At 64.5% G+C, this 20,521-nt stretch carries 19 protein-coding genes, 2 tRNA genes and 1 pseudogene; 5 read left to right on the top strand and 17 right to left on the bottom strand.

The window, feature by feature from the left end; all coding sequences use genetic code 11:
• Positions 1-131: 131 nt before the first annotated feature.
• The 3 genes from NTH_RS18880 to NTH_RS18870 form a co-directional block, all read right to left on the bottom strand.
• Entirely contained in the window at positions 132-836 is a 705-nt protein-coding gene (locus NTH_RS18880; protein ID WP_338531473.1) for a PopZ family protein, read from the bottom strand.
• 355 nt (positions 837-1,191) lie between these two features.
• A complete protein-coding gene (locus NTH_RS18875) occupies positions 1,192-2,547 on the bottom strand; it encodes a TolC family outer membrane protein (RefSeq protein WP_338531472.1) in 1,356 nt (451 codons plus the stop codon).
• A 200-nt stretch (positions 2,548-2,747) separates the two neighbouring features.
• Positions 2,748-3,422 (bottom strand): protein-L-isoaspartate O-methyltransferase family protein, encoded by a 675-nt coding sequence (locus NTH_RS18870; RefSeq protein WP_338531471.1) that lies wholly within the window; start codon positions 3,420-3,422, stop codon positions 2,748-2,750.
• Between the two features lie 441 nt (positions 3,423-3,863).
• Here NTH_RS18870 and NTH_RS18865 point away from each other — a divergent pair, with 441 nt between their 5' ends.
• Both NTH_RS18865 and NTH_RS18860 read left to right on the top strand, forming a co-directional pair.
• Positions 3,864-4,196 carry a hypothetical protein gene (locus tag NTH_RS18865; protein ID WP_338531470.1) on the top strand — a complete coding sequence of 111 codons (333 nt, stop codon included), beginning with the start codon at positions 3,864-3,866 and terminating at the stop codon, positions 4,194-4,196.
• A gap of 248 nt (positions 4,197-4,444) precedes the next feature.
• On the top strand, positions 4,445-4,705 hold the full coding sequence (locus tag NTH_RS18860) for a hypothetical protein (protein WP_338531469.1): 261 nt from the start codon (positions 4,445-4,447) through the stop codon (positions 4,703-4,705).
• A gap of 793 nt (positions 4,706-5,498) precedes the next feature.
• Here NTH_RS18860 and NTH_RS18855 read toward each other — a convergent pair.
• A tRNA-Cys gene (locus tag NTH_RS18855) sits at positions 5,499-5,572 on the bottom strand.
• A 138-nt stretch (positions 5,573-5,710) separates the two neighbouring features.
• Positions 5,711-6,007, bottom strand: a complete 297-nt coding sequence (locus NTH_RS18850) for a hypothetical protein (RefSeq protein ID WP_338531468.1) — start codon at positions 6,005-6,007, stop codon at positions 5,711-5,713.
• 174 nt (positions 6,008-6,181) lie between these two features.
• Here NTH_RS18850 and NTH_RS18845 point away from each other — a divergent pair.
• Positions 6,182-6,256: transfer RNA gene (locus NTH_RS18845), tRNA-Asn, on the top strand.
• A 436-nt stretch (positions 6,257-6,692) separates the two neighbouring features.
• Positions 6,693-6,956, top strand: coding sequence for a hypothetical protein (locus NTH_RS18840; protein WP_338531467.1), 264 nt, complete (start codon positions 6,693-6,695; stop codon positions 6,954-6,956).
• An 18-nt stretch (positions 6,957-6,974) separates the two neighbouring features.
• Here NTH_RS18840 and NTH_RS18835 read toward each other — a convergent pair whose 3' ends face one another.
• From NTH_RS18835 to NTH_RS18825, 3 genes are all read right to left on the bottom strand, one after another.
• On the bottom strand, positions 6,975-7,268 hold the full coding sequence (locus NTH_RS18835) for a Dabb family protein (RefSeq protein WP_338531466.1): 294 nt from the start codon (positions 7,266-7,268) through the stop codon (positions 6,975-6,977).
• A 192-nt stretch (positions 7,269-7,460) separates the two neighbouring features.
• The gene (locus NTH_RS18830) at positions 7,461-9,437 is read right to left on the bottom strand and encodes a bifunctional 2',3'-cyclic-nucleotide 2'-phosphodiesterase/3'-nucleotidase (protein ID WP_338531465.1); all 1,977 of its coding nucleotides are present in this window, start codon (positions 9,435-9,437) and stop codon (positions 7,461-7,463) included.
• 289 nt (positions 9,438-9,726) lie between these two features.
• Positions 9,727-10,209: an Lrp/AsnC family transcriptional regulator gene (locus tag NTH_RS18825; protein ID WP_338531464.1), complete on the bottom strand. Its 483-nt coding sequence runs from the start codon at positions 10,207-10,209 to the stop codon at positions 9,727-9,729.
• Between the two features lie 136 nt (positions 10,210-10,345).
• Between NTH_RS18825 and ald the strand changes: the two genes are divergently transcribed.
• Positions 10,346-11,461, top strand: a complete 1,116-nt coding sequence (ald, locus tag NTH_RS18820; protein WP_338531463.1) for an alanine dehydrogenase — start codon at positions 10,346-10,348, stop codon at positions 11,459-11,461.
• 101 nt (positions 11,462-11,562) lie between these two features.
• Here the strand turns inward: ald and NTH_RS18815 are convergent, their stop codons facing one another.
• The 9 genes and pseudogenes from NTH_RS18815 to NTH_RS18775 all read right to left on the bottom strand — a co-directional run bounded on the left by NTH_RS18815 (position 11,563) and on the right by NTH_RS18775 (position 20,283).
• On the bottom strand, positions 11,563-12,036 hold the full coding sequence (locus tag NTH_RS18815; RefSeq protein WP_338531462.1) for a DUF1203 domain-containing protein: 474 nt from the start codon (positions 12,034-12,036) through the stop codon (positions 11,563-11,565).
• Positions 12,002-12,598: pseudogene (locus tag NTH_RS18810) on the bottom strand (PD-(D/E)XK nuclease superfamily protein); the annotation flags it as partial. The pseudogene NTH_RS18810 and the gene NTH_RS18815, both read right to left, overlap by 35 nt.
• Before the next feature lie 326 nt (positions 12,599-12,924).
• Complete coding sequence (locus NTH_RS18805; protein ID WP_338531461.1) at positions 12,925-13,482, bottom strand: OmpA family protein; 558 nt, start codon at positions 13,480-13,482, stop codon at positions 12,925-12,927.
• A gap of 168 nt (positions 13,483-13,650) precedes the next feature.
• On the bottom strand, positions 13,651-14,220 hold the full coding sequence (locus NTH_RS18800) for a GNAT family N-acetyltransferase (protein ID WP_338531460.1): 570 nt from the start codon (positions 14,218-14,220) through the stop codon (positions 13,651-13,653).
• Positions 14,217-15,068, bottom strand: coding sequence for a 3-mercaptopyruvate sulfurtransferase (gene sseA / locus NTH_RS18795; RefSeq protein ID WP_338531459.1), 852 nt, complete (start codon positions 15,066-15,068; stop codon positions 14,217-14,219). Before sseA ends, NTH_RS18800 begins: the two co-directional genes overlap by 4 nt.
• Before the next feature lie 78 nt (positions 15,069-15,146).
• Positions 15,147-15,881, bottom strand: coding sequence for an alanyl-tRNA editing protein (locus NTH_RS18790; RefSeq protein ID WP_338531458.1), 735 nt, complete (start codon positions 15,879-15,881; stop codon positions 15,147-15,149).
• Positions 15,881-16,915 (bottom strand): cysteine synthase A, encoded by a 1,035-nt coding sequence (locus NTH_RS18785; RefSeq protein WP_338531457.1) that lies wholly within the window; start codon positions 16,913-16,915, stop codon positions 15,881-15,883. The genes NTH_RS18790 and NTH_RS18785 overlap by 1 nt, the downstream gene beginning before the upstream one ends.
• Positions 16,916-17,216: 301 nt before the next feature.
• Positions 17,217-18,443, bottom strand: coding sequence for an MFS transporter (locus tag NTH_RS18780; RefSeq protein ID WP_338531456.1), 1,227 nt, complete (start codon positions 18,441-18,443; stop codon positions 17,217-17,219).
• Positions 18,444-18,936: 493 nt separating this feature from the next.
• Entirely contained in the window at positions 18,937-20,283 is a 1,347-nt protein-coding gene (locus tag NTH_RS18775; RefSeq protein ID WP_338531455.1) for a DEAD/DEAH box helicase, read from the bottom strand.
• Between the last annotated feature and the right edge of the window lie 238 nt (positions 20,284-20,521).

Raw genomic sequence — 20,521 nt, 5'->3', positions numbered from 1 at the left:
CGGGCGAGTCAACTATGGCGGGGCGCCGGAACTCGAAAACGAATTCCGCAAACGCCCGGCGCAGCGTCAAGAGCCGTGGGAGCCTCGGCCGTGGGTTAGCGGCCGATGGCAGGCTTCATGGGGATTTGCCTTCAGCCGCCGCGCGCCACCCGCTCGATTTCCTCGCGGACAAGGCGTTCCACGAGCGTCGGCAGATTGTTGTCCAGCCATTCCTGAAGCATCGGCCGCAGCATTTCCTCGGCAACCTGATCCAGCCCCTTTGCCCGCTTCGCCTCGAAGACCTCGTTGAGTTCGCCGAAGGCGGCGGCAACTTTGCGGCCGGTGTCGGCCGACACCATCGCCGGGCGCGCGGGGGCGTTGTCGTCATGGCCGGACGTCCCGACCTCGGCCGGACGCGGCGCCTGCCGCGCCTCGGCGGCGGCCGGCTCGACGCGCTCCTTCTCCGTCGCAGAGCTCGCGCCGGGTGCGTTCGTCAGCTTCAAGACACTCTGCAGGCCCCCGCTCTCGGGCTTCCGCCGATCCGCTTCTTCGGGTTCTTCCGCTGCCGCGCGGCCGAGGTCGGCACCGTCATTGTGGGGCCATCTGAAGGGGGCCCGCTCGGTCTCCTGCCGCACATTCGCCTCCGGCTCGCCGTCATCGGGTGAAACGGCATCCGGCACGGGCCTGAGTTCGGCGCGGAAGGCCTCCACATCCACGGCGGGCGAACCGGCCGCATCGGCCGGTGCGGCGGCCGAGCCTGCCTTCTGGCCGGTTTCGCTGTCTTCGATGATGCGCCGGATCGATGCGAGGATCTCCTCCATCGAGGGTTCACGCTGTGCGCTGTTTGCTTGTGCCATGTCCGTTTCCGCCGCCATTTGTCTCACATGCGAGTACCCTGCGGCCGGCCCTGCCGGCGACCCGCACCCCGAATCACCAATAGCCTACCGGAGGTGTCGCCGCGTGAGAATCCCCCGCCACGGGATTGATCGGCTTGCACACAAGATTGCGCGCGGACGCCAAGCGCCTCCACCATATATTGTGGAAAAGCCGGTCCTTCACATGGGTGCAGGAGATCGGCGCAGAAAGGAGACGAGGCTGGCCGGATCGGTTCACCATTTCAAGAAACGCCGAGCTGATCCAGTTATTCGTTCCGACGCAACTCCAGACGGAAAACCGGCTTCCACTTTTCCTGGAATTGCGTGTCCTGTGACTCTAGCGGCCGTCCGGCGTGCGCAGCCCGTACCACTTGTCCTTGACGGCGTTGTAGTGCTCTTCCGGCTGGTAGACCGTCACCTGGAGCCCCAGTCTTGGCGCGGTGAGGCGCCCCAGCGCCGCGACGATGCCATAGCTGGCCGCCACCACGGCGCGCTCGGCGGTCACCAGGTCGATCCTCGCATTGATGACGTCCGCCTGCGCGTTGAGCACGTCGAGGGTGGTGCGCTGGCCGACGGCCCGTTCCTCGATGACCCCGTCAAGGGCCAGGCGCGCCGCGCTCACCAATTCACGGTTCGCAACAACGCTTTCGCGCGCCGCCTGATAGCCGGTCCAGGCCCGCGTCACCGCCTCGCGCACCTGATCGCGCGTCACGTCGACGAGGATGCGGGACTGCCCCAGCTGCTCCTTGGCCTGTCGCACACGCGCCGAACTGGCACCGCCCTGGTAGATGGGAACGGTCAGGTTGAGCCCTATCGAGGCCGCATTGTTCGTCCCGTCATTGGCAAGACCGGGGTTGGAGTCCGTATAGCCGGTCGAAATGCCGGCCTGCGCATTCAGTTGAGGCAGCAAGGCGCCTTCGGCCGATTTCACCTGAAAGGATGTCTGGTCGACGGCGTGCAGGCGCGCGGCGATGGCGGGGTGCTCCGACAGGGCGATGGCCACCGCGCTGTCCAGGCTGGACGGCATAAGCTTGGTCAGCGGCTCCGGCATTTTCAGATCGCCCGGCGCGCTGCCGACGATCTGCTGGTAGAGCGCGGCGCTGGCGGCGGCGTTGGCCCTCGCCTGGCTGAGCTGCGCCAGCGCCGCCTGCCGGCTGGCCTGAGCCTGGGCAAGGTCGGTGCGGGTTCCCTCGCCCACTTCGAGGCGCGAGCGCGCCGAACGCACCTGCTCTTCGAGAAAATCGAGGTTCTGGGCGCGCAGAGCGGCGATCTGCCGGTCGCGTATGACGTCGACATAGGCGCTCGCCGCGTTGAGCAGCGTGTTCACTTCCTCGTTCTGCAGTGCGGAAAAGGCGGCGCGCACGCCCGATTCGGCCGCCTGCACGTTGTTACGGGTCTGAAACCCGTCGAATATGGGCTGCTGCAGGGAAATTCCCAGTTCGCCAGTGCGCTGTTCGACGCCACCGCGGCTGGCCAGCGTGGCCGAGGCCGAGCCGTTGATGCGCGGGCGCATGCCCGACTTGGCGATCGCGACCCCCTCATCGGTGACACGAACCCCCGCACGCTCCGAATTCAGTGAGGAATTGTTGTTGTAGGCTTTGGCCAGCGCCCCGAATATGGTCTCCGCATGCGCCTCGATGGGGCAGATAATTGCCGCTGAAACTGTCAGGGCAGCCAGAAAACGGCTTCGCATGACTGACACGTTCGACCTCGCAAGCTCTGTGCGGGCGCATTTCATGCCCCGGCATTTCCAAAATCGACGGCCACAGGGCCGCATTCGCACGACTCAGAAGCGACGCTTACCCCAAAAACAGCCACGCACTCTCTGAGTCTGCGGCAACGTTACAACATAGTCACGACTAAAACCGTTGCCTGTAGGCAACAGCATCAACCTCAAAAAACAAAACCCGGCTCGCGCGAAAATCCAGGCAGCGGCCGAACGGCGGTGTTGAAAGCGCGGCGCGAGGAGACGACGCCGTCCTCCTTCACGAACAGTTCGGCCCGCGCCGCGTTGCCGTGTCCGACAACGGCAACCAGCCTTCCGCCTTCGCCCAATTGGGAAATCAGCTCGTCGGGAACGAAATCGACCGCGCCGCCGATGAAGATGAGGTCGTAGGGCGCCTCGTCGGGATAGCCCTTCTCGAGCGGTCCGGTCACCACCGTCACGTTGACGCAATCGAGATCGGCCAGCGTGGCGCTGGCCGTCTCAGCCAGTTGGGGATCGCATTCCAGCGCCACGACGAAACTCGCCACCTTGGAAAGCACGGCCGAGGAATAGCCGGTGGCACAGCCCACGTCGAGCACCAGGTCGGAGGACTTGACGCCGGCAAGCTGCACCAGCTTGGCAAACGGAGCGGGCTCCATGAGGAAGCGCGGCGGCGCGCCCTGAACGGCGGGCAGGATCTCGAGGTCCTCGTCGATATAGGCAAGGCTCTTGCGGCGGCCTGGAACGAAGGCTTCCCGGGGAATCTCCCGCATCGCCTCCAGCAGGGGAACATGCGTGACATCTTGCGTGCGCAACTGGCCTTCGACCATCTTGTCGCGCTGCTCGGAGAAATCGGCGGTCATCACCCTCGTTCCCGTCTGTTGCGCGCCCGGCGCGCTGTCTCTGGTCCCGGCGCATCGGCTCGTCGGAGAAGCGAGCCGCCGGATGCGCCCCGGAAAATTGGAGGCCTCGCCCGGAAGGCTCTATGCATTCCGGATCAAGCCGTTGCGTGGTGGTGTGGCAAATAATTCTCTGACCGTCAATCAGGCACTTAGCCCGTCCACTGCCACACCTTGAGGCACTACAAAGCGGCGGCCCTACTGCTGGATTATCTTCCCATACCCTTCGGGGTTCTGAGGGGATGCCGAATAAGTATAGTCGCAGTCGAACAAGGCACCATTCATTTTGGGGGAGGAACACATGAACAATGAACTCGACCCTTCGCCGCAGTTGATCTATGAAATCGAAACCGGCAACGACTGGACCTGAAGTTCCAGTGAAGCGTCAGATTAGGATGTCGCCGTATGAACCCCGCCAACCTCGCGCTCGTTGGCGCCTCCACTGTGGCCTTTCTGGCTGCCGCCAGTTCCGCGAAGGCCTGGGCACTGTCACAGAACAGCTGGCTGTGGCTTGGGCTTACCCTAGCCCTCTACACGCTCGGCAACCTGATCATGCTTCGGCTCATTCGAGAAGTCGGAATGGGAGTCGCGCTGAGCCTCTCGGCCGTGGTCCAACTGGTTGCAGTCAACATCATCGCTCTTGTGGTCTTCGGCGAACGCTTGTCGCCAATCCAGTCCGCTGGCATCGTGTTGGCGGTTGTCGCCATCGGCATGATCACGCTCAGCGCAAGAGCGTAGCTTCCGGGTCGTTCAGCATGTGCTGGTGTGACGGCCTCTCAACACCACAAGCAACCGCTCTTTGCCGCACTTATCGATAAAGAGAGGAAACTGGCTTCGCGGGCGCCCGATGTGGCACGGTTTATTGCACAGCGCGCGAGGCGGTCAAGGCGCTGCTGGGCGCCAACGACTATCTGGAAAGCCGCGTGCAGGCGCTGGAGGCGTCGGTCAGCTGGGGCTATGTGCGCGCCGGGGTAGGCAGGAAGTAGATGGCCAGATCGTTTCGCGTGGATACCATCGGGAAGCTCATCGAGCTTAACCACTCGCTGACGGCGCACTGCTTCGATCCGAAGTGTCAACATTCGAGCAAGCTGGATCTGATGGAGCTTGCCTGGAAGCTCGGCCCTTGTCATGGCTATGGGGCTGATGCTCTCGAGCCGAAGCTAAGGTGCACGAAGTGCGGCGGCAAGCGTGTCGGCATCAAGGTTGACCCGCAGTTCATGGAGAACCTGCGGCGCGGCATAAAGTAAGCAATGTCCTTCGGAGAACTTCCGCAGTCCAGTTCAATGAACCTTAGAGGCAGACCCAAGCGTGGACATACCCAGAGCCAAATCCCAAAGTGGCTATGAGTACAGTCATCCCCAAAAAGGAACGCCAAGGGCGCCTTGGAACCGGCGTTGTTTCGGCCAACTTTTCGGTGTGGGTACGGGCGCTGCTAAGCATTTTGGCTCACCTCAGCGATTGAAATCACCCAACAATCTGAGCGCCAAGCCTTAAGGGCGTATGGAGAAAATCCGTAAAAAGTCCAGACAGCGGTTCTCAAGTGTTATGCCAGTGCAAGTGGTCTGGATAGGAGAGCATTCCGATTCCAGTTTTTGCACTGCAACGGCCGTTGCCGGAAGACATGCTGACCTTGGTGACCGCGCCTCCCGTGCCATCAGAGTCGGAGCAGATGACAGTCAAGGGGCAGCTCCTGTGAACGCTTTTCCGGGCTGACCGAGCGCGTGATATGAATGACTTTGCCGCCCTCGGCGGTCTCTTCGGCGCGGCTTAGCGACCCAGAGTATGGCAGATCGCCATTCCGACCAAGCATTGACCGGATCGACAGCTCGCTCGGCTACACAAAAGACAACTGCCGCGTGGTGATTCTAGCGCTTAACCTCGCGATCAATAGCTGAGGACTCGAGGTGCTTACAGAGATCGCTGAGAGGCTCATAAAGGGAATAGAACTGCCACACCCAAAAGGGGATGGCAGTCCCCCTGTGCCACACCCTGAGAATAAACAAGTCAATTCAAACGCTTAGTCACTCCCATTAGGGAGGATGGAGGCCTCGCCCGGAATCGAACCGGGGTGCAAGGATTTGCAGTCCTCTGCGTAACCACTCCGCCACGAGGCCATGATGCCGAGGGCACCGACGCGTTTCAATAGGTTGGGACCAATGGTGCGTCAAGCGGGTAAGCGCGGTTGAAAATGTTTTCCTCCGCCCATTGCGGAACCGGCCGCCGGGCCTCCTGACCCCGCGCCTCGCGCCTTCTCAGGTCTTCCTTTGCCGGCGGCGCATCCACCACAGTTCCAGCTTGCGCCGCATGCGGCGGATGGCCGGCAGATCGTAAGACAGGATGAGCAGGCCGAACGGCACCATCCAGAACCCCAGGACCGGCAGGAAGCCGAACACGCCGAGAACGGTCAGGGCGACGCCGCTGGCAAGCCTTGCCGCCCGCGACCGGGGGATCGGCAGCTTCCTTCCGGCGATGGAAACATAGGGGCGTTCCCCGCCGGCCTTCGCCGCGCCACCGCCAGTCTTCCCGCTTTGCTGCGTCGTTTCGTCCATTCCCGTCCTCACTCGCCCGCCAGCGCTTGAACATCGCCGACGGCGCTGCATATGAGGACAGAAAGTGGTGATTGCGAGCCCGCGTCCTCGATTGCTGTCAAAAAAAGCGAATGGCGCTTTGCAAAGGCGATTTCTCTTTGCTATAGGCACGCTCACTTACGTGAGCACAGGCATTCCCCGGTAGCTCAGTGGTAGAGCAACCGGCTGTTAACCGGTTGGTCGCTGGTTCGAATCCGGCCCGGGGAGCCATTTCTTTCCTAGAGAATCGATCTCCATCGAGAAACCCGCCTTGAAGGCAGGGCGTTCCCGCTGTCGCCGCAGGGTCGCTGCGCAGGGGCGCTGGCTGGCCCGCAGCAGGCCGCCACTCCGCCCCCTTCGGCGGCCGGATCGTGACACGCTGTTGCATAATGTGAGTTGGGCTCGGCGGCCGAATCCATCACCACTGCAGTGCGGCGGACCGTCAAGGGCAACCGCAGGGGCCGGCAGCTCAGGCAATGTCTCCGGGTGGAGACGCCGGCCTCTTTACCCCGCCCTTGTTCGCACCCTTGCGGGCCGCTCGCTCACGATCGTCGAGCAGCCCGCTCACCGGAGGCAGGCTCGCTGTTGCCGCAGGCCTGTTGCCCACCGGCGGCCTTGTCGCACGGGCGGGTGTTCAGACGGCCGGCGCCCATGATATCATGGTTCAATGGATATCGATAAAGAACACCCACATCGAAAACGAGGGCCGAGGGCCACCGGCAAGGGCACGCCCGTGCTGGTGCGGCTTCAGCCCGACCTGCTGCGCGCCCTCGATATGTTCATCGACCGCAGCGGAGGCAGGATGTCGCGCCCCGAGGCGCTGCGCCTGGCCTTCCGGGAGTGGGCGGAGTCGCTCGGCTACCTTCCCCACGAACTGCACGCGGAAGAAGGAAAACGTCCTGAAGAGCTCAACGCCTCGAACGACGACTGACGGGGGCTGCCGCCGATCTCACGCCTTCTTCGACACGAAGTCGGCGGCGATGCGCATTTCGCGCAGCGGCCGCACCAGCGATATGCATTCGGCATAGATCGGATGCGCCTTGTAGGCGGCAAGGGCTTCCTCGTCGCGGAATTCGCCATAGACGACTACGTCCACCTCGCCGCCGAGCTGGTCGACCTTGCGGTTGAGGCCGATCTCGAAGAACTCGCTGTGCGGTATGTCCCCCAGCATCGACAGGGCCTCGGCGATGCGCCCCACATCCTCGGGCTTGGTTGCGCTGAAGAACACGATATGGCGAATCATTGCACGCTCCCGTTTCGATCCGCTGCAGGAGCCGAATGACGGCGCAGAGTGTCAAGCGCCGGGGACCCGTTCACGTCGGCCCCCGGCACCGTTTCAGGCTGGCTCTACAGTATCGGCCCGAAAACCGGAATCGATTTTCGGAAAGCACGATGCTTAGAGCTTTGTGCAGCATCCATTCGCAAGCGCGGCGCTCTAAAGCGTGATCCGGTAGAGCGCGAAGCCGTTCTCGCCGTCGCCGGCGGGCGCGATGTCGACGCCCTTCACTTCCCCGGCGAATTCGGCCCCCTTCGGCCCTGTCTCGAACAGAACCGAGGCTCCGTCGAGCGGCTTGAAGCCCCAATTGGCGTCGGCCGAAGGATTGATGGTGCCCTGCTCGACGATGTAGCGGACGATCACGTCGCGATTGGTGTCGGGCGCTTCGAAGATCAGCTTGTCGGGGCCGATCTCGGGGAAGTTGCCGCCGCCGCCCGCGCGGTAATTGTTTGTCGCGACGATGAACTTCTGTTCCGCGTCGATCGGCTCGCCGTTGAATTTGAGGTCGACGATGCGGTTGGCTCCGGGATTGATCAGTTCGCCCTTCGGATCGTATTTCGGCGGCTGGCTGAGGTCGATCGCATAGGTCACGCCGTCGATCACGTCGAAATTGTAGGAGGGGAAGGCGTCGTTCAGCAGCGGCTGATCGGGCTTGCCCGGCTCGACCTGATTGAAGATGCCCGCCGACATTTCCAGCCATTCCTTCACGTTCCTGCCCGTGACCAGGACGGCCTGGACCGTGTTGGGATAAAGATAGAGGTCGGCCACGTGCTTGATGGCAACGTCGCCGGCAGGCACGTCGGTGTAGTAGTCGGCGCCGCCACGTCCGCCCGCCTTGAAGGGAGCTGCCGCCGAGAGCACGGGTATGTCGCTATAGGCCGTCTCCTTCAGCATGTCCTTGATGTACCAGACCTGCGCCTGGGCGACGATCTGCACGGACGGGTCGTCGGCAACCAGCGCGAAATAGGAATGGAGCGGCGCGGATGTCTTGCCGACGGCGGTCCGCACATATTTCAGCGTCGCCTCATGGTCCTCGCGCGCGGCCTCCTCCACCTCCGCCTTGCTTTCCACGAGCGGCTTCGTCTCGCGCTCGACGCGCTCGAAGATCGGCCGCGCCTCACTGGTGGAGCCGGCCACGCGCCAGGCATTGCCGTCGCGCTCCAGCATCAGGTCGATCAGGCCCAGATGCGAGCCCCAGAAGCCGCCCATGACAGCGGGCTTGCCGTTAAGCAGGCCCTTGGCGTTGTCGGCGCCTTCCACGCCCTCGAATTTCGGCCCCGGGAAATCCAGGTGGCTGTGGCCGGTCACGATGGCGTCGATGCCGTCGATGCCCGCCAGAAGGGCGGAAGCGTTTTCCAGGTTCTCTTCATATTGCAGGGGGCCGAAGCCGGAATGCGACAGGGCGACCACGATGTCGGCGCCCTCCTCCCGCATCTGCGGCACCCAGGCTTCGGCGGCGCGCACGATGTCGCGCGTCATCGCCTTGCCGGCAAGGTGCTTGGCGTCCCAGTTCATGATCTGCGGCGGCACGAAGCCGATCAGACCGACCCTGACGGTGTGCTCCTGGCCGGCGCCGTCCTTCACCTTCTTGTCGAGGATCACATAGGGCTTCAGGAACAGATCGTCCTCGCGCCCGTTCGCGGCGAGCCCGCCCCGGGTCAGATTGGCGCACACGAAAGGAAAGTTGGCGCCCGAAAGCACCTTGAACATGAAATCCAGGCCGTAGTTGAACTCGTGATTGCCCAGGGTCGAGCACTCGTAGCCGAGCGTGTTCATAGCCTTGATGATCGGGTGGACGTCGCCTTCGCGCATGCCGCGCTCATAGGCGATGTAGTCGCCCATCGGGTTGCCCTGCAGGAAATCGCCATTGTCGACCAGCATGGAATTGGTCGCCTCGGCGCGGATCGCGTCGATGATCGAGGCCGTGCGCGCCAGCCCCATCGTGTCGTTGGGCTTGTCGCCGTAGTAGTCGTAGGGGAAGACGTGCACGTGCAGGTCGGTGGTTTCCATGATGCGCAGATGCGCCTGGTTGGCCGCCGCCCGCGCGGAGAAGGGGTGCAGCATCACAAGGGAGCCCGCGGCGGCTGTGCCGGCAAGGAAGGAACGGCGTGAAATGGTATTGTCGAGCTTGCTCATGATCTGTCTCCCTGGAGCGCCATGCGCCCCTATGGACGCATAAAGGACGCTCAATCTCCTTGTTTTCCGCACTCATGCGGGCGCCAGCGCTTCCACCCGGCTGCCAGATGCCGCAGCCGGCAAGTCTGCCCGTACAAACGCGATGATCGCGCCTTCGGGCCGCGACTTCCAGCAGAATCTCATGACGCGCGGATGACATGGCGCCCCTGCGGCAACGCTCCACCGTCGCACCCTTGCGTCCTCGGTTTGCCATACGGGCACGCGATGAAGCGCAGCCGCAGAGCCGATCTCACGCCATCTCCGGCCGTATCCCCGTGGCCGTGCGGTCGATCACCTCGCGCAGCGCAAAGGCCGAATTGATCTTGATGACATGGGGCATGCCGGTGAGCCATTCCTTGTGGATCCGCTCATAGTCGGCAAGGTCGCGCGCGGCGATGCGCAGGATATAGTCGTATTCGCCGGACATGAGGTGGCAGGAAAGCACGTTCGGGCAGCGCTTCACCGCCGCCTCGAACTCGCTCAGCGTCTTCTCGAACTGCCCGGTCAGCGATATGTGCACGATGGCCGTCATGCGGTGGCCCAGCGCCGCATTGGAAAGCTCGGCGTGATAGCCCTTGATGACGCCCGATTTTTCGAGATTGTCGAGCCGGCGCGAGCAGGCCGATTGCGACAGCCCGACCCGCTCCGCCAGCGCCGCATTCGAGATCCGTCCATCCTGCTGGAGCGCATCGAGAATGGCGACATCAATCCTGTCGAGTGCGGCTGTTCGCAAAATATTCTCCATTCCCGCCTTTGGGCGCAAGAAATAGCGAACCGGCCCTGCGATGGCAAACCTATTCGCAAGGACGTGCCGGACGTTTTGTGGTTGAATCGGGAAAGTTCACCGCAAATCCCCGGGAGGTTCTGGAATGCGCGTCGGCTGCCCCAAGGAAATCAAGAATCACGAATACCGCGTTGGCCTGACGCCCGGCTCCGTGCGCGAATATGTGGCGCATGGCCATGAGGTGCTGGTGGAAGCCGGCGCGGGCGCCGGCATCGGTGCCGACGACAACGCCTACCGCTCTGCCGGCGCGACCATCGCGAAGACGGCCGCCGACGTGTTCGCCAAGTCGGACATGATCGTGAAGGTCAAGGAGCCGCAGCCCGGCGAGTGGGTGCAGCTTCGCGAAGGCCAGATCCTCTACACCTATCTGCATCTGGCGCCTGATCCGGACCAGACCAAGGGTCTGGTCGATTCCGGCGTCACCGCCATCGCCTATGAGACGGTGACCGACGGGCGCGGCGGCCTGCCGCTGCTTGCCCCCATGTCGGAAGTGGCCGGACGCCTGGCCATCCAGGCGGGCGCGACGGCGCTGCAAAAGGCCAATGGCGGGCGCGGTCTGCTGCTTGGCGGCGTTCCGGGCGTTCTGCCGGGCAAGGTGGCGATCATCGGCGGCGGCGTCGTCGGGCTGAACGCGGCCAAGATGGCCGTCGGCCTCGGCGCGGACGTGACGATCCTCGACCGCTCGATCCCGCGGCTGCGCCAGCTCGACGACATCTTCAACGGCCGGGTCCACACCCGCTATTCCACCGTCGAAGCGCTCGAGGAAGAGTGCTTCGCCGCCGATGTCGTGGTCGGCGCGGTTCTCATCCCCGGCGCTGCCGCGCCGAAGCTCGTCACCCGCGAAATGCTGTCGGGCATGAAAAAGGGAGCGGTGCTCGTCGACGTGGCCATCGACCAGGGCGGCTGCTTCGAGACCTCGCATGCCACCACCCATTCCGAACCGACCTACGAGGTCGACGGAATCATCCATTACTGCGTGGCGAACATGCCGGGCGCGGTGCCCGTCACCTCCGCCCATGCGCTCAACAACGCCACGCTGCACTACGGGCTGCAACTGGCCGACAAGGGCATCAAGGCGCTTGCCGACGACCAGAACCTGCGCAACGGCCTCAATGTCCATCGCGGGCGCATCACCAATGCGGCGGTCGCCGAAGCGCTGGGCTACGAGCTGACGGAGCCCCGTGCGGCGGTCGCCGCCTAGGCACGACTTACCTCCCGCCTCGGGCCCGCCATTATGGCGGGCCTTTTTTCGAGCCGTTCTGAAACGGCGGAACAAGCGTGCCATCGGCAATCGCGGGACGGTCACGCCCGCTCTATGCGCACCTGATAGCAATTGTTGCGCGAGGACCGCATGTGCACATAGGCGATGTCGTCGCGCTGCAGAAGCTGGTGCGCATAGGTGCAGATGTCCTTCTTCGGCGTCACGGCCCCGGTGCCGTAGACGATGCGGTCGTCATGCCCGTAGCCGCGCAGAATGTAGTCGGGCGCGGCGCGGAACAGCATCGGCATGACGTCGCCCTCCTCCGCCCTCTCGCACGCATCGGCGCACAGGAATACTGGTCCGGTCTCGGCATAAGGCTGCAAGGTCGGAAACGGCCGATACGCCAGGACGAGGTAGTTGCGGCCTGCCTCGACGTTTTGCAGGCAGTGCCGGCATGGAACGCCGGGGCCCGACGAGACCCTTGTCTCCGGCCTATTGCCATAGGCGTCCGGCGCACCGTTGCGAAACGCGCGTGCTTCCTCAGTCGGCATGGCAACAAATTTGATCAGGCCCATTTCTGGTTCTCCAGTTCGCGGTACCTGGAGAAGATCGCCCGCCACGCGGGGCGTATCCACCCGATTCGTGCATTCGGTCGGAGCGCGGCGCCGTATGGGCAGGCAAAGCCGGAATGGAGCCCTGCCGTTCCCGGTCGAGCCAGAGTTTCAGCAAGAGCCAACTCTTGAGGCCGGTAGGGGTGACGACGTGAAACCCTTCCTCGTCGCGCGCCATCGTGGCAATCCAGCGCCGCGCCTCGGGCCGCCAGCCCTTCCCGTCCATCACCAGCACAAACTCATGGTCCGGCCGGTTATGTCGCGCATTGAGCAGAACGAATGCCAGCTTCTCGTCCATCGACCCCGAAACGCGCATGTTCTTTGCCTCGACCAGATAGCGCGTGCCGCCCAGGACCAGCAGGAACTCGATACGGGCTCTATGGCCGAAGACGGATCGATAGGGTGCGTTGCGCACGACGAAGGGATGCCGTGCGGCGACGCCTGAATCGGCTGCCTGGACAACGGAAATAACCGGAATGCCGGCGGAGCGGAACGTCTCGCCGACCGCCGTTTCGAGACGTTGTCCTGATCGTGCTGCGTTGACCCTCGCCGAGACCGGTTTCGCAACCCCCTCCCCGCCCTGCCCTGCCGGACGTGAAACCGTTCAACGAGAGGCCACGGCAAAACCCTTGCGTAGCGCCGGAGAAGAGATCCACCTGCCCTGACGGTCGGGAAGTTATGCTACTGCGCAACAAAATCCCAAGTTGAAACCGCCTATCGGCGGTTGTAGCCACCCTTGCGGGTGGCGTTTCGTCCGACACGGTAAACAACTGGAATACACGCACCGCCACAATGACCGGAACTGGGACATCTGCGGCGGTTGCTATGCTGGCTCCCGCCCCGGCAACCGTCTTACCGGATGAAGTCGTCGATCCGGCGGAGCGTCACGCGCCTGTTGCGCCAGTCTTCGTAGGGCGTCGGAACGAGTAGAAATTCCTCGCCATAGCCCACGGTCTCCAGCGCATAGGCAGGAATGCCGAAGCGGCGCACGAGGACGTTCCGCAAAGAGCGGGCGCGCCGTTCGGAAAGCCGCTGATTATAGCCGTAGGAGCCGACGGCGTCGGTATGGCCTTCCAGCAATATGCGCGTGTCCGGGCGCCGCCGCAGGATGCCGTGCAGGGCGCGGGCGATCTGCTCCACCTTGCGGTATTCGGAGGGCGGTATCTCGGCCGAATCAAAGGCGAAGTTGATCGCCTGGATGTCGATGGAAGGCGCGGCGCGGCGCAGATCGGGCCGGCGCTTGAACTGCTCGACCGTGACGCGGTTGCGAGGCTGGATCTGCATTCTCGGAGCGGCCTCCAGGCTGCGCTGGATCTGTTGGCCGGAAGGCATCGCCGCCTGGGCAAGCGCATGCGCGGGGAAAATGGCGGCGGCCACGGCCGAAAGCAGAAGAGTGCGTCTGTTCAACATCTTGTCTCTCCAAATCGAGAAAGTGATTCAACACATCAACACGTGGGAGAGCCATTGTGCGGATGGGACCTGAAGCCACGATGAACGGCCCCGCGCCGGCGCCTGGCGGCGTGCTGGCGCCGCGGCCAAGCCGGCTGGCCTTCTCTACCATGGCCGCAGTTCCCGCCGTCAGCGGTAAAGGGCCTCCTTCCTGGCGGCGGGCGACAGCTTCCGGACGCTGTCTTGGCGGCGGCGCACCGGCTCGAAGCCCATCTTCTGATAAAGGCCCAGCGCGGCGGGATGGTCCAGGGTGCATGTCTCCACGGACATTTTCAAAGGTCCGGTTTCCCATCCGGCGCGGATCGCCTCGCCGAGGAACCAGCGTGCCAGCCCGCGGCCGATGGCGTGCTCCATCAGTCCGAAATGGACCAGCACGGTCTCATGAGGCCCCGGACGGCAGATTTCGAAATAGCCGGCCGGCGCGCCGTCCAGATACAGCACCCGGATGTCCGTCTTTTCATCCTTCAGCCGCGCCTCCAGTTCCGCGTCCGAAAGCTGGAGGGCGGCGGTCCAGTGCCATTTCCGCCCGACGCGGTCGTAGAGGTAGCGATAATAATGCAGCGGCATGGACCGGCAGCGCATCACCGCCAGCGGCTCGCCCATCGGCGGCGGCGGATGGACCGAAGGCGGCTGCGTCATTTCGAGCCGGGTCACCGTGGCCGACAAGGTTTCGGCCGCCTGGCTTTTCTCGCCGGTCATGATTTTCCCGTCGCGACGGGCGTGTCGTCGCGGCTGCCCCATTCGCTCCACGAGCCGTCATAAAGGCGGTTGTCCTTGTGGCCGAGGCTCTCCAGAGCGAGCGTTATCACCGCCGCGGTCACCCCCGAGCCGCACGAGGTCACGACCGGCTTTGTCAGGTCCAGCCCCGCCGCCTCCAGCCGCTCGCGCAGGGCCTCGGGCGGCAGCAGATGCCCGTCCTTCGACAGCGCGGAGGCCGGCACGTTGACCGCGCCCGGCATGTGGCCGGAGCGCATGCCCTCGCGCGGTTCCGGCTCTTCGCCCGTGAAGCGGCCGGGCGAGCGCGCGTCGGCGATCTGCATGCCGCCTTCCTGGACGAAGCCTCGCATGTCTTCCAGACCGGCCACCCTGCTCTCGTCGAAGTTCGGGTTGAAGACGCTTGGTGCGATCTTCGTCGGCTCGTCGGTTAGCGGGCGGCCCTCGGCGCGCCAGCCGTCCAGGCCCCCGTCGAGCACATGGACCTTCTCCGCCCCCATGACCCGGAAAAGCCACCAGGCGCGCGGGGCGGAGAAGAAGCCCGGACCGTCATAGACGACGATGGTATCGTCCTCGGAGATGCCCATCGAGCTTGCATAGCGCTCGAAGGTCAAAGGGTCGGGCATGGCGTGCGGCAGATCAGAATCCGGGTCCACCACCGCGTCGTGGTCGAAGAAGACCGCGCCCGGAATGTGGCCGGCCTCGTATTCGGCACGCGCATCGCGGCCCTGGGCAGGCAGGTACCACGAGCCGTCGACGATGGAGAGGCCGGGTTGGTGCAGCCGCTCCTCCAGCCAGTCGGCCGATACGATGAACGGGCTTTGTTCACTCATGATTTGATCCCGAACCGGGTGAGAAATCTCACCTCAAAAGACAAAAATGCCGCCGAAACGAGCTGAAAACGAGGCGATTTAAGCTGAGAACGCGCCGAAACGCAGCCGGAATCGGCGGTTTTCGCGTCCTTTTTTCTCGATTTTGCCGATGTGAACGGCACCTATCTCGCCTGTCCTGAGCACATGGGTGCCCCCGCAGGGCTGGCTGTCGACGGCGGCCTCCTCGCCGATGCAGACGAGCCTGATCCGCCCGGCGCCGGAAGGCGGACGCACATTCTTCGACTTCACGAGAGACGGGTTTGCGGCAAGGTCCTCCTGGCTGATCCAGCGGGTGAAGACGGGGTGGTCTCCTTCCACGAGTTCCATCATCTTCTCGGTCACTTCCTCTTTGGTGAAGCCGGCGTCCGGAAGATCGAAATCGATGCGGGAATCCTCTTCGCTCACCGAGGCGCCGGTGATGGGGTAAGGGCACACAACGCTCAACAGGTGGCAGGCCGTGTGCATGCGCATCAGCTTGTAGCGCCGCTCCCAGTCGAGGGCGAGCGTCAGCTTCTCGCCGGTTTCCGGCCGTTCCGCGCCCTCGGCGGGCACATGGATGATGTCGTCCTTGGTCTCGCCGCACACCGTCGCGGCAATCGGAATCGCGCGCCCGTCGGCGCGGGTCAGCGTTCCCGTGTCGCCCGGCTGCCCGCCCGAGGTGCCGTAGAAGACCGTGCGGTCGAGAATGATGCCGCCGCGCTCGTTGACGCCGATCACGCGGGCTTCCACGCTCCGCATATAGGCGTCGTCGCGGAAGAGGGCCTGGGTGGCCATCAGGCGACCTCCTCGAACGGCACGGCAACGTCCGGCGCGCGCTCCATCCAGGCGGGAACCGGCAGGTCCTTCTCGCGCAGGAAGGCGGGATTGAACAGCTTGGACTGGTAGCGGTTTCCGTAGTCGCACAGAATGGTGACGATGGTGTGCCCCGGCCCCATTTCGCGCGCCAGCCGCTTGGCGCCTGCAATGTTGATGCCGGTGGAGCCGCCGAGGCAGAGCCCCTCCTCCTGGATCAGGTCGAAGATGATGGGCAGCGCCTCGCTGTCGGGCACCTGAAAGGCGAAATCCGGCTCGAACCCGTCCAGATTGGCGGTAATGCGCCCCTGGCCGATGCCCTCGGTGATGGAACTTCCCTCCGACTTCAGCTCGCCGGTGGTGTAATAGCTGTAAAGGGCCGCGCCCAGCGGGTCGGCCAGCGCGATCTTGACCGAGGCGTTGTGCCGCCTCAGGCCTTCTCCGACGCCGGCCAGCGTGCCGCCGGTGCCGACGGCGGAGACGAAGCCGTCGACCTTGCCGCCGGTCTGCGCCCAGATCTCCTCGGCGGTGGTTTCCACATGCCCGTTGCGGTTGGCCACATTGTCGAACTGGTTCGCCCAGATCGCGCCGTTGGGATCGCTTGCAGCCAGTTGCTCGGCCAGTCTACCGGACAGTTTCACGTAATTGTTGGGGTTCTTGTAGGGGACGGCCGGAACCTCGATGAGCTCGGCGCCGAGAATGCGGAGCGCATCCTTCTTTTCCTGGCTCTGGGTCTCCGGAATCACGATCACCGTGCGGTAGCCAAGCGCCTTTGCGACCAGGGTCAGGCCGATTCCCGTATTGCCGGCGGTACCCTCGACGATCACGCCGCCAGGCCGCAACAGCCCCTTCTTCTCCGCGTCGCGGACGATGAAAAGGCCGGCGCGATCCTTCACAGACTGGCCCGGGTTCATGAACTCGGCCTTGCCATAGATCTCGCAGCCCGTCTCCTCTGAGGCGCGGCGGAGGCGGATGAGCGGCGTGTTGCCGATGGTTTCGATCACCGAAGGCTGCATGATGTTCCTCGTCTGGGTCGCGCCGAGCGCAATTGCAGAAGGTGCAACGTAAAAACCGGCGCATCGCCATGCAAGGCGTGTTTTTGCGCCAGCGGCGGCGAAGGGGACAAATGGTTCAGCCGGGGCGCTTCAAGCCGGAAAACGGTTCTTGCCGCACAAGCACGGTTTCAGCCTATACCGGATCTGCCGTTCAGCGGCGGCCAATCCGGCGCGGCCGGTCTCCTGCCGCAGGAATGGCGTTTCGCGCTCCTGTGCGGCCGGCCGGCTGGCGGCAGCGCGAGCGCGCCGGCACCCCGCCCTGCTACTCCTGCCGGAGGGGCCGCACCGCCGGCCGCGATTCGGTCGGACGCGCATCCCGCGCAAACAGATAGATAAGCAGGCTGACGGCGAGCATGCCGGCATAGAAGATGAACAGATTGCGATAGGCGGCCACCGGCTCCCCCTCCACGGTGCTGACGGTGACCACCGCGCCGGTTGCGAACTGCATCAAGCCGGCGCCGCCGATCGAGAAGAAGTTCAACAGGGTCACGCCGCGCCCGGTGAGATGAGCCGGCACGAATGCCCGCCCATGCGCCATCAGCAGGCCATAGCTGCCGCCGCAAATGCCAACCAGCACGAACAGCACCGTTGTCTGGGCAATGCTGGTGATGGGGAAGAAGGCCAGCCACGACAGCGCCGCGAGACTGAGCGTGTTGCCGGTCACTGCGACCCATTTGCGGGTGCCGAATATCTGGTCCATCGGGCCGTAGACGAAGGAGCCGGCGACCATCGCCAGCGCCATGAACAGCGTAACCTGGCCGATCAGCAGCGCCTCCGCGCCATAGACATCGGCAAGATAAGGACCCGCCCACAGACCGCGGATGCCGGCGGCCGCCGCGTAGTTGAGGGCGATCAGCGGCAGCAGGGGCCACAGCAATCTCAGCTTGAAAAGCTCCAGATAGCCGGCCAGCCCGGTATTCGCGGCCGTTTCCTCGGCGGAGGTCTCGGGATCGCGCACGAGGGTGTAGATGGCCAGCGCCACGGCGATGGTGATGGCCGCAAGGCCCATCATGACCTCGCGCCAGCCAAAGGCTTCGGCCGCCGCCGCAAGCGGGGCGGCGCCCACCACGTTGCCCAAGGTTCCGAAACCGACGAGCCAGGATGTCAGTATCGCCAGCCTGGCGGAGGAATAGCTCTTGGCGAAGATGAAGACGGAGGCCATCAGCACGGGCGCGCAGCCGAGCCCGATCAGGGCCATGGCGGCGATGACCATCCACGGTGCCGTCGCGAGCGCGAAAAGGATGGCGCCTCCCCCGCCGCACCCGGCAAGCAGGACAGCCGCCGTCCGGCGCGGGCCGTAGCGATCGAGCGATATGCCGACGGCGAATTGCGCAAGGGCGAAGACGGCGAACCAGGTGCCCGATGCCGCCGAAAGCTCGGCCTTCGTCGCGCCGAGCTCGGCGGTAAGCGCCGGGGTCAGCACGGCCAGAAAGGAACGATAGAACTGGGAAAGAATGTAGGCGGCCGCCAGCGCCGCTATGCCTGCCATCAAACGTCCTCCCATGCCCGTGCCGGCAGATCGCCAGCGGACGGCGCGAACCATCTATCGCATGACGACCCGACGGGCAATTGAGCCAAGTGGTAGAGGCCGGACGGCCAGTTGCGGTTGGGTGAAGGGGCGGCGTGTGGCTGGCCTCTCTGCAGTGTAGGGCTATCGCACATGTAATTCGTGCGTTCTGCTTCCATCCCTCATTCTTCCGAACAAAGGTCGGAGCGGTGAACGGCGTTGGCGCCGTTTCCCCCTCACCGACCCGCTACGCGGGCCACCTCTCCCCCATGGTCATGGGGGAGAGGAAGGGAGCCCTGCACCGATGCCAGCGCTTCTTCTCCCCTGCTTTGCGGGGGAGAAGTGGGCCGCGAAGCGGGTCGATGAGGGGGAATTCCGCCACATCCACAGCCCCGACAGCCAGTCCCCTGTCAGGGGATCGAACCGAGCGTGGCCTACCCCCCTTTTTCCAGGGAGGGGTTAGTAGGATTCAGCCCTAAGCGGCCCGGCCGCGCTGGCCCTGGGACGAGCCGCGGCGGCGGTACTTGCCGTTCTGCGGCTTGCCGCCATCGCTTTGCGGCCGTGCCCTGTTCGGCGCCCTGCCGCGATTCGGCCTCGGGGCCTCATCGTTTGCCGGCCGGCGGTCGTCGTCCCTTGCGCCTTGGGCGGCCGGACGGGCCGGGTCGGGCTGGGCGGTGATGTCGGCGGCGACCGGCAGGCGCATGCGGATGATGCGCTCGACCTGGCGCAGCTTGGAAGCTTCGGTCGGATCGCACAGGGTGATCGCCTCGCCATCGGCGCCGTTGCGCCCGGTGCGGCCGATGCGGTGCACATAGCTTTCGGCTTCGTCGGGAAGGTCGAAATTCACGACATGGGTGATGCCGGGAACGTCGATGCCGCGCGCGGCGATGTCCGTTGCCACGAGGATGCGCACCGAGCCGTCGCGGAAGCCGTTCAGCGCGCGCTGGCGGGCGTTCTGCGATTTATTGCCGTGGATGACGGCGGCGTTGAAGCCGTCGCGCTCCAGATCGCGCGTCACCCGGTCGGCGCCGTGCTTGGTGCGGGCGAACACGATCACCTGCCGCATGGCGTCGTCCGCCAGGATATCGGACAGGTATTTACGCTTCTGCTTGGTGCGGGCGAGGATCACGCTCTGGCGGATTTCGGCCGCCGTGGTGCCTTGGCGGGCAACCTCGACGCGGACCGGCTCGCGCAGCAGGGATGCTGCCAGCTTGGCGATCTCGTCGGGCATGGTGGCGGAGAAAAGTGCCGTCTGGCGCGCCGGATGCGTGGCCTTGGCGATGCGGCGCACATCGTTGATGAAGCCCATGTCCAGCATGCGGTCGGCCTCGTCGAGCACGAGCCAGGTCGTCTCCGACAGGATGACGTCGCCTTCGCGCACCAGGTCGGTCAGCCGGCCCGGGGTTGCGATCAGTATGTCGACGCCCGGCGCGATCTTCTTGACCTGGCTGTGGCGCGAAACGCCGCCCAGCACCAGCGCGGTCGAAATATGCGAGGTCTTGGCAAGTCCGCGGATCACGGTCTCGATCTGCACCGCCAGTTCGCGGGTGGGTGCCAGAATCAGCGCGCGCGCCGTGCGCGGACGGCGCTTGTTGCCGAGGCCGGCGATGCGCGACAGGATCGGCAGCGCGAAGGCGGCCGTCTTGCCCGAGCCGGTCTGCGCCACGCCCAGAATATCCTTGCCTGCCAGGAATGGCGGAATGGCCTGTTCCTGGATCGGCTTGGGAACGTCCATGCCGGCCGCATTGGCGGCTGTCAGGAGGGGGCCCGTGATGCCCAGATCGGCGAAGCTGATCGGCTTTGCATTGTTATCGTTGTTCAATTCGTTCTTCTTTCTCAGGCGGCCGTCAACGGTCCGCAGCAATTCGCGGCAGGGCGCAACCTGCCATGACAATATCTATCTTGAACGACAAGGCGGCGGGCCGTGAGGCCTCGCGCGGCTGCGCTGTCGCGCCCTTCGGGCAATACCCGAAAAGCTTGTCCCGCCCTCCGGTGAATTCCGGTTCCAGGCAGGGCAGACGCAACCAATCTCTAGGAAAAAGTCTCAACTATCGAGAGAG

Origin of the sequence: Nitratireductor thuwali (assembly GCF_036621415.1) — a bacterium.
Lineage (GTDB): Bacteria > Pseudomonadota > Alphaproteobacteria > Rhizobiales > Rhizobiaceae > Chelativorans > Chelativorans thuwali.
This window is presented reverse-complemented; position numbering and strand designations above follow the sequence as displayed.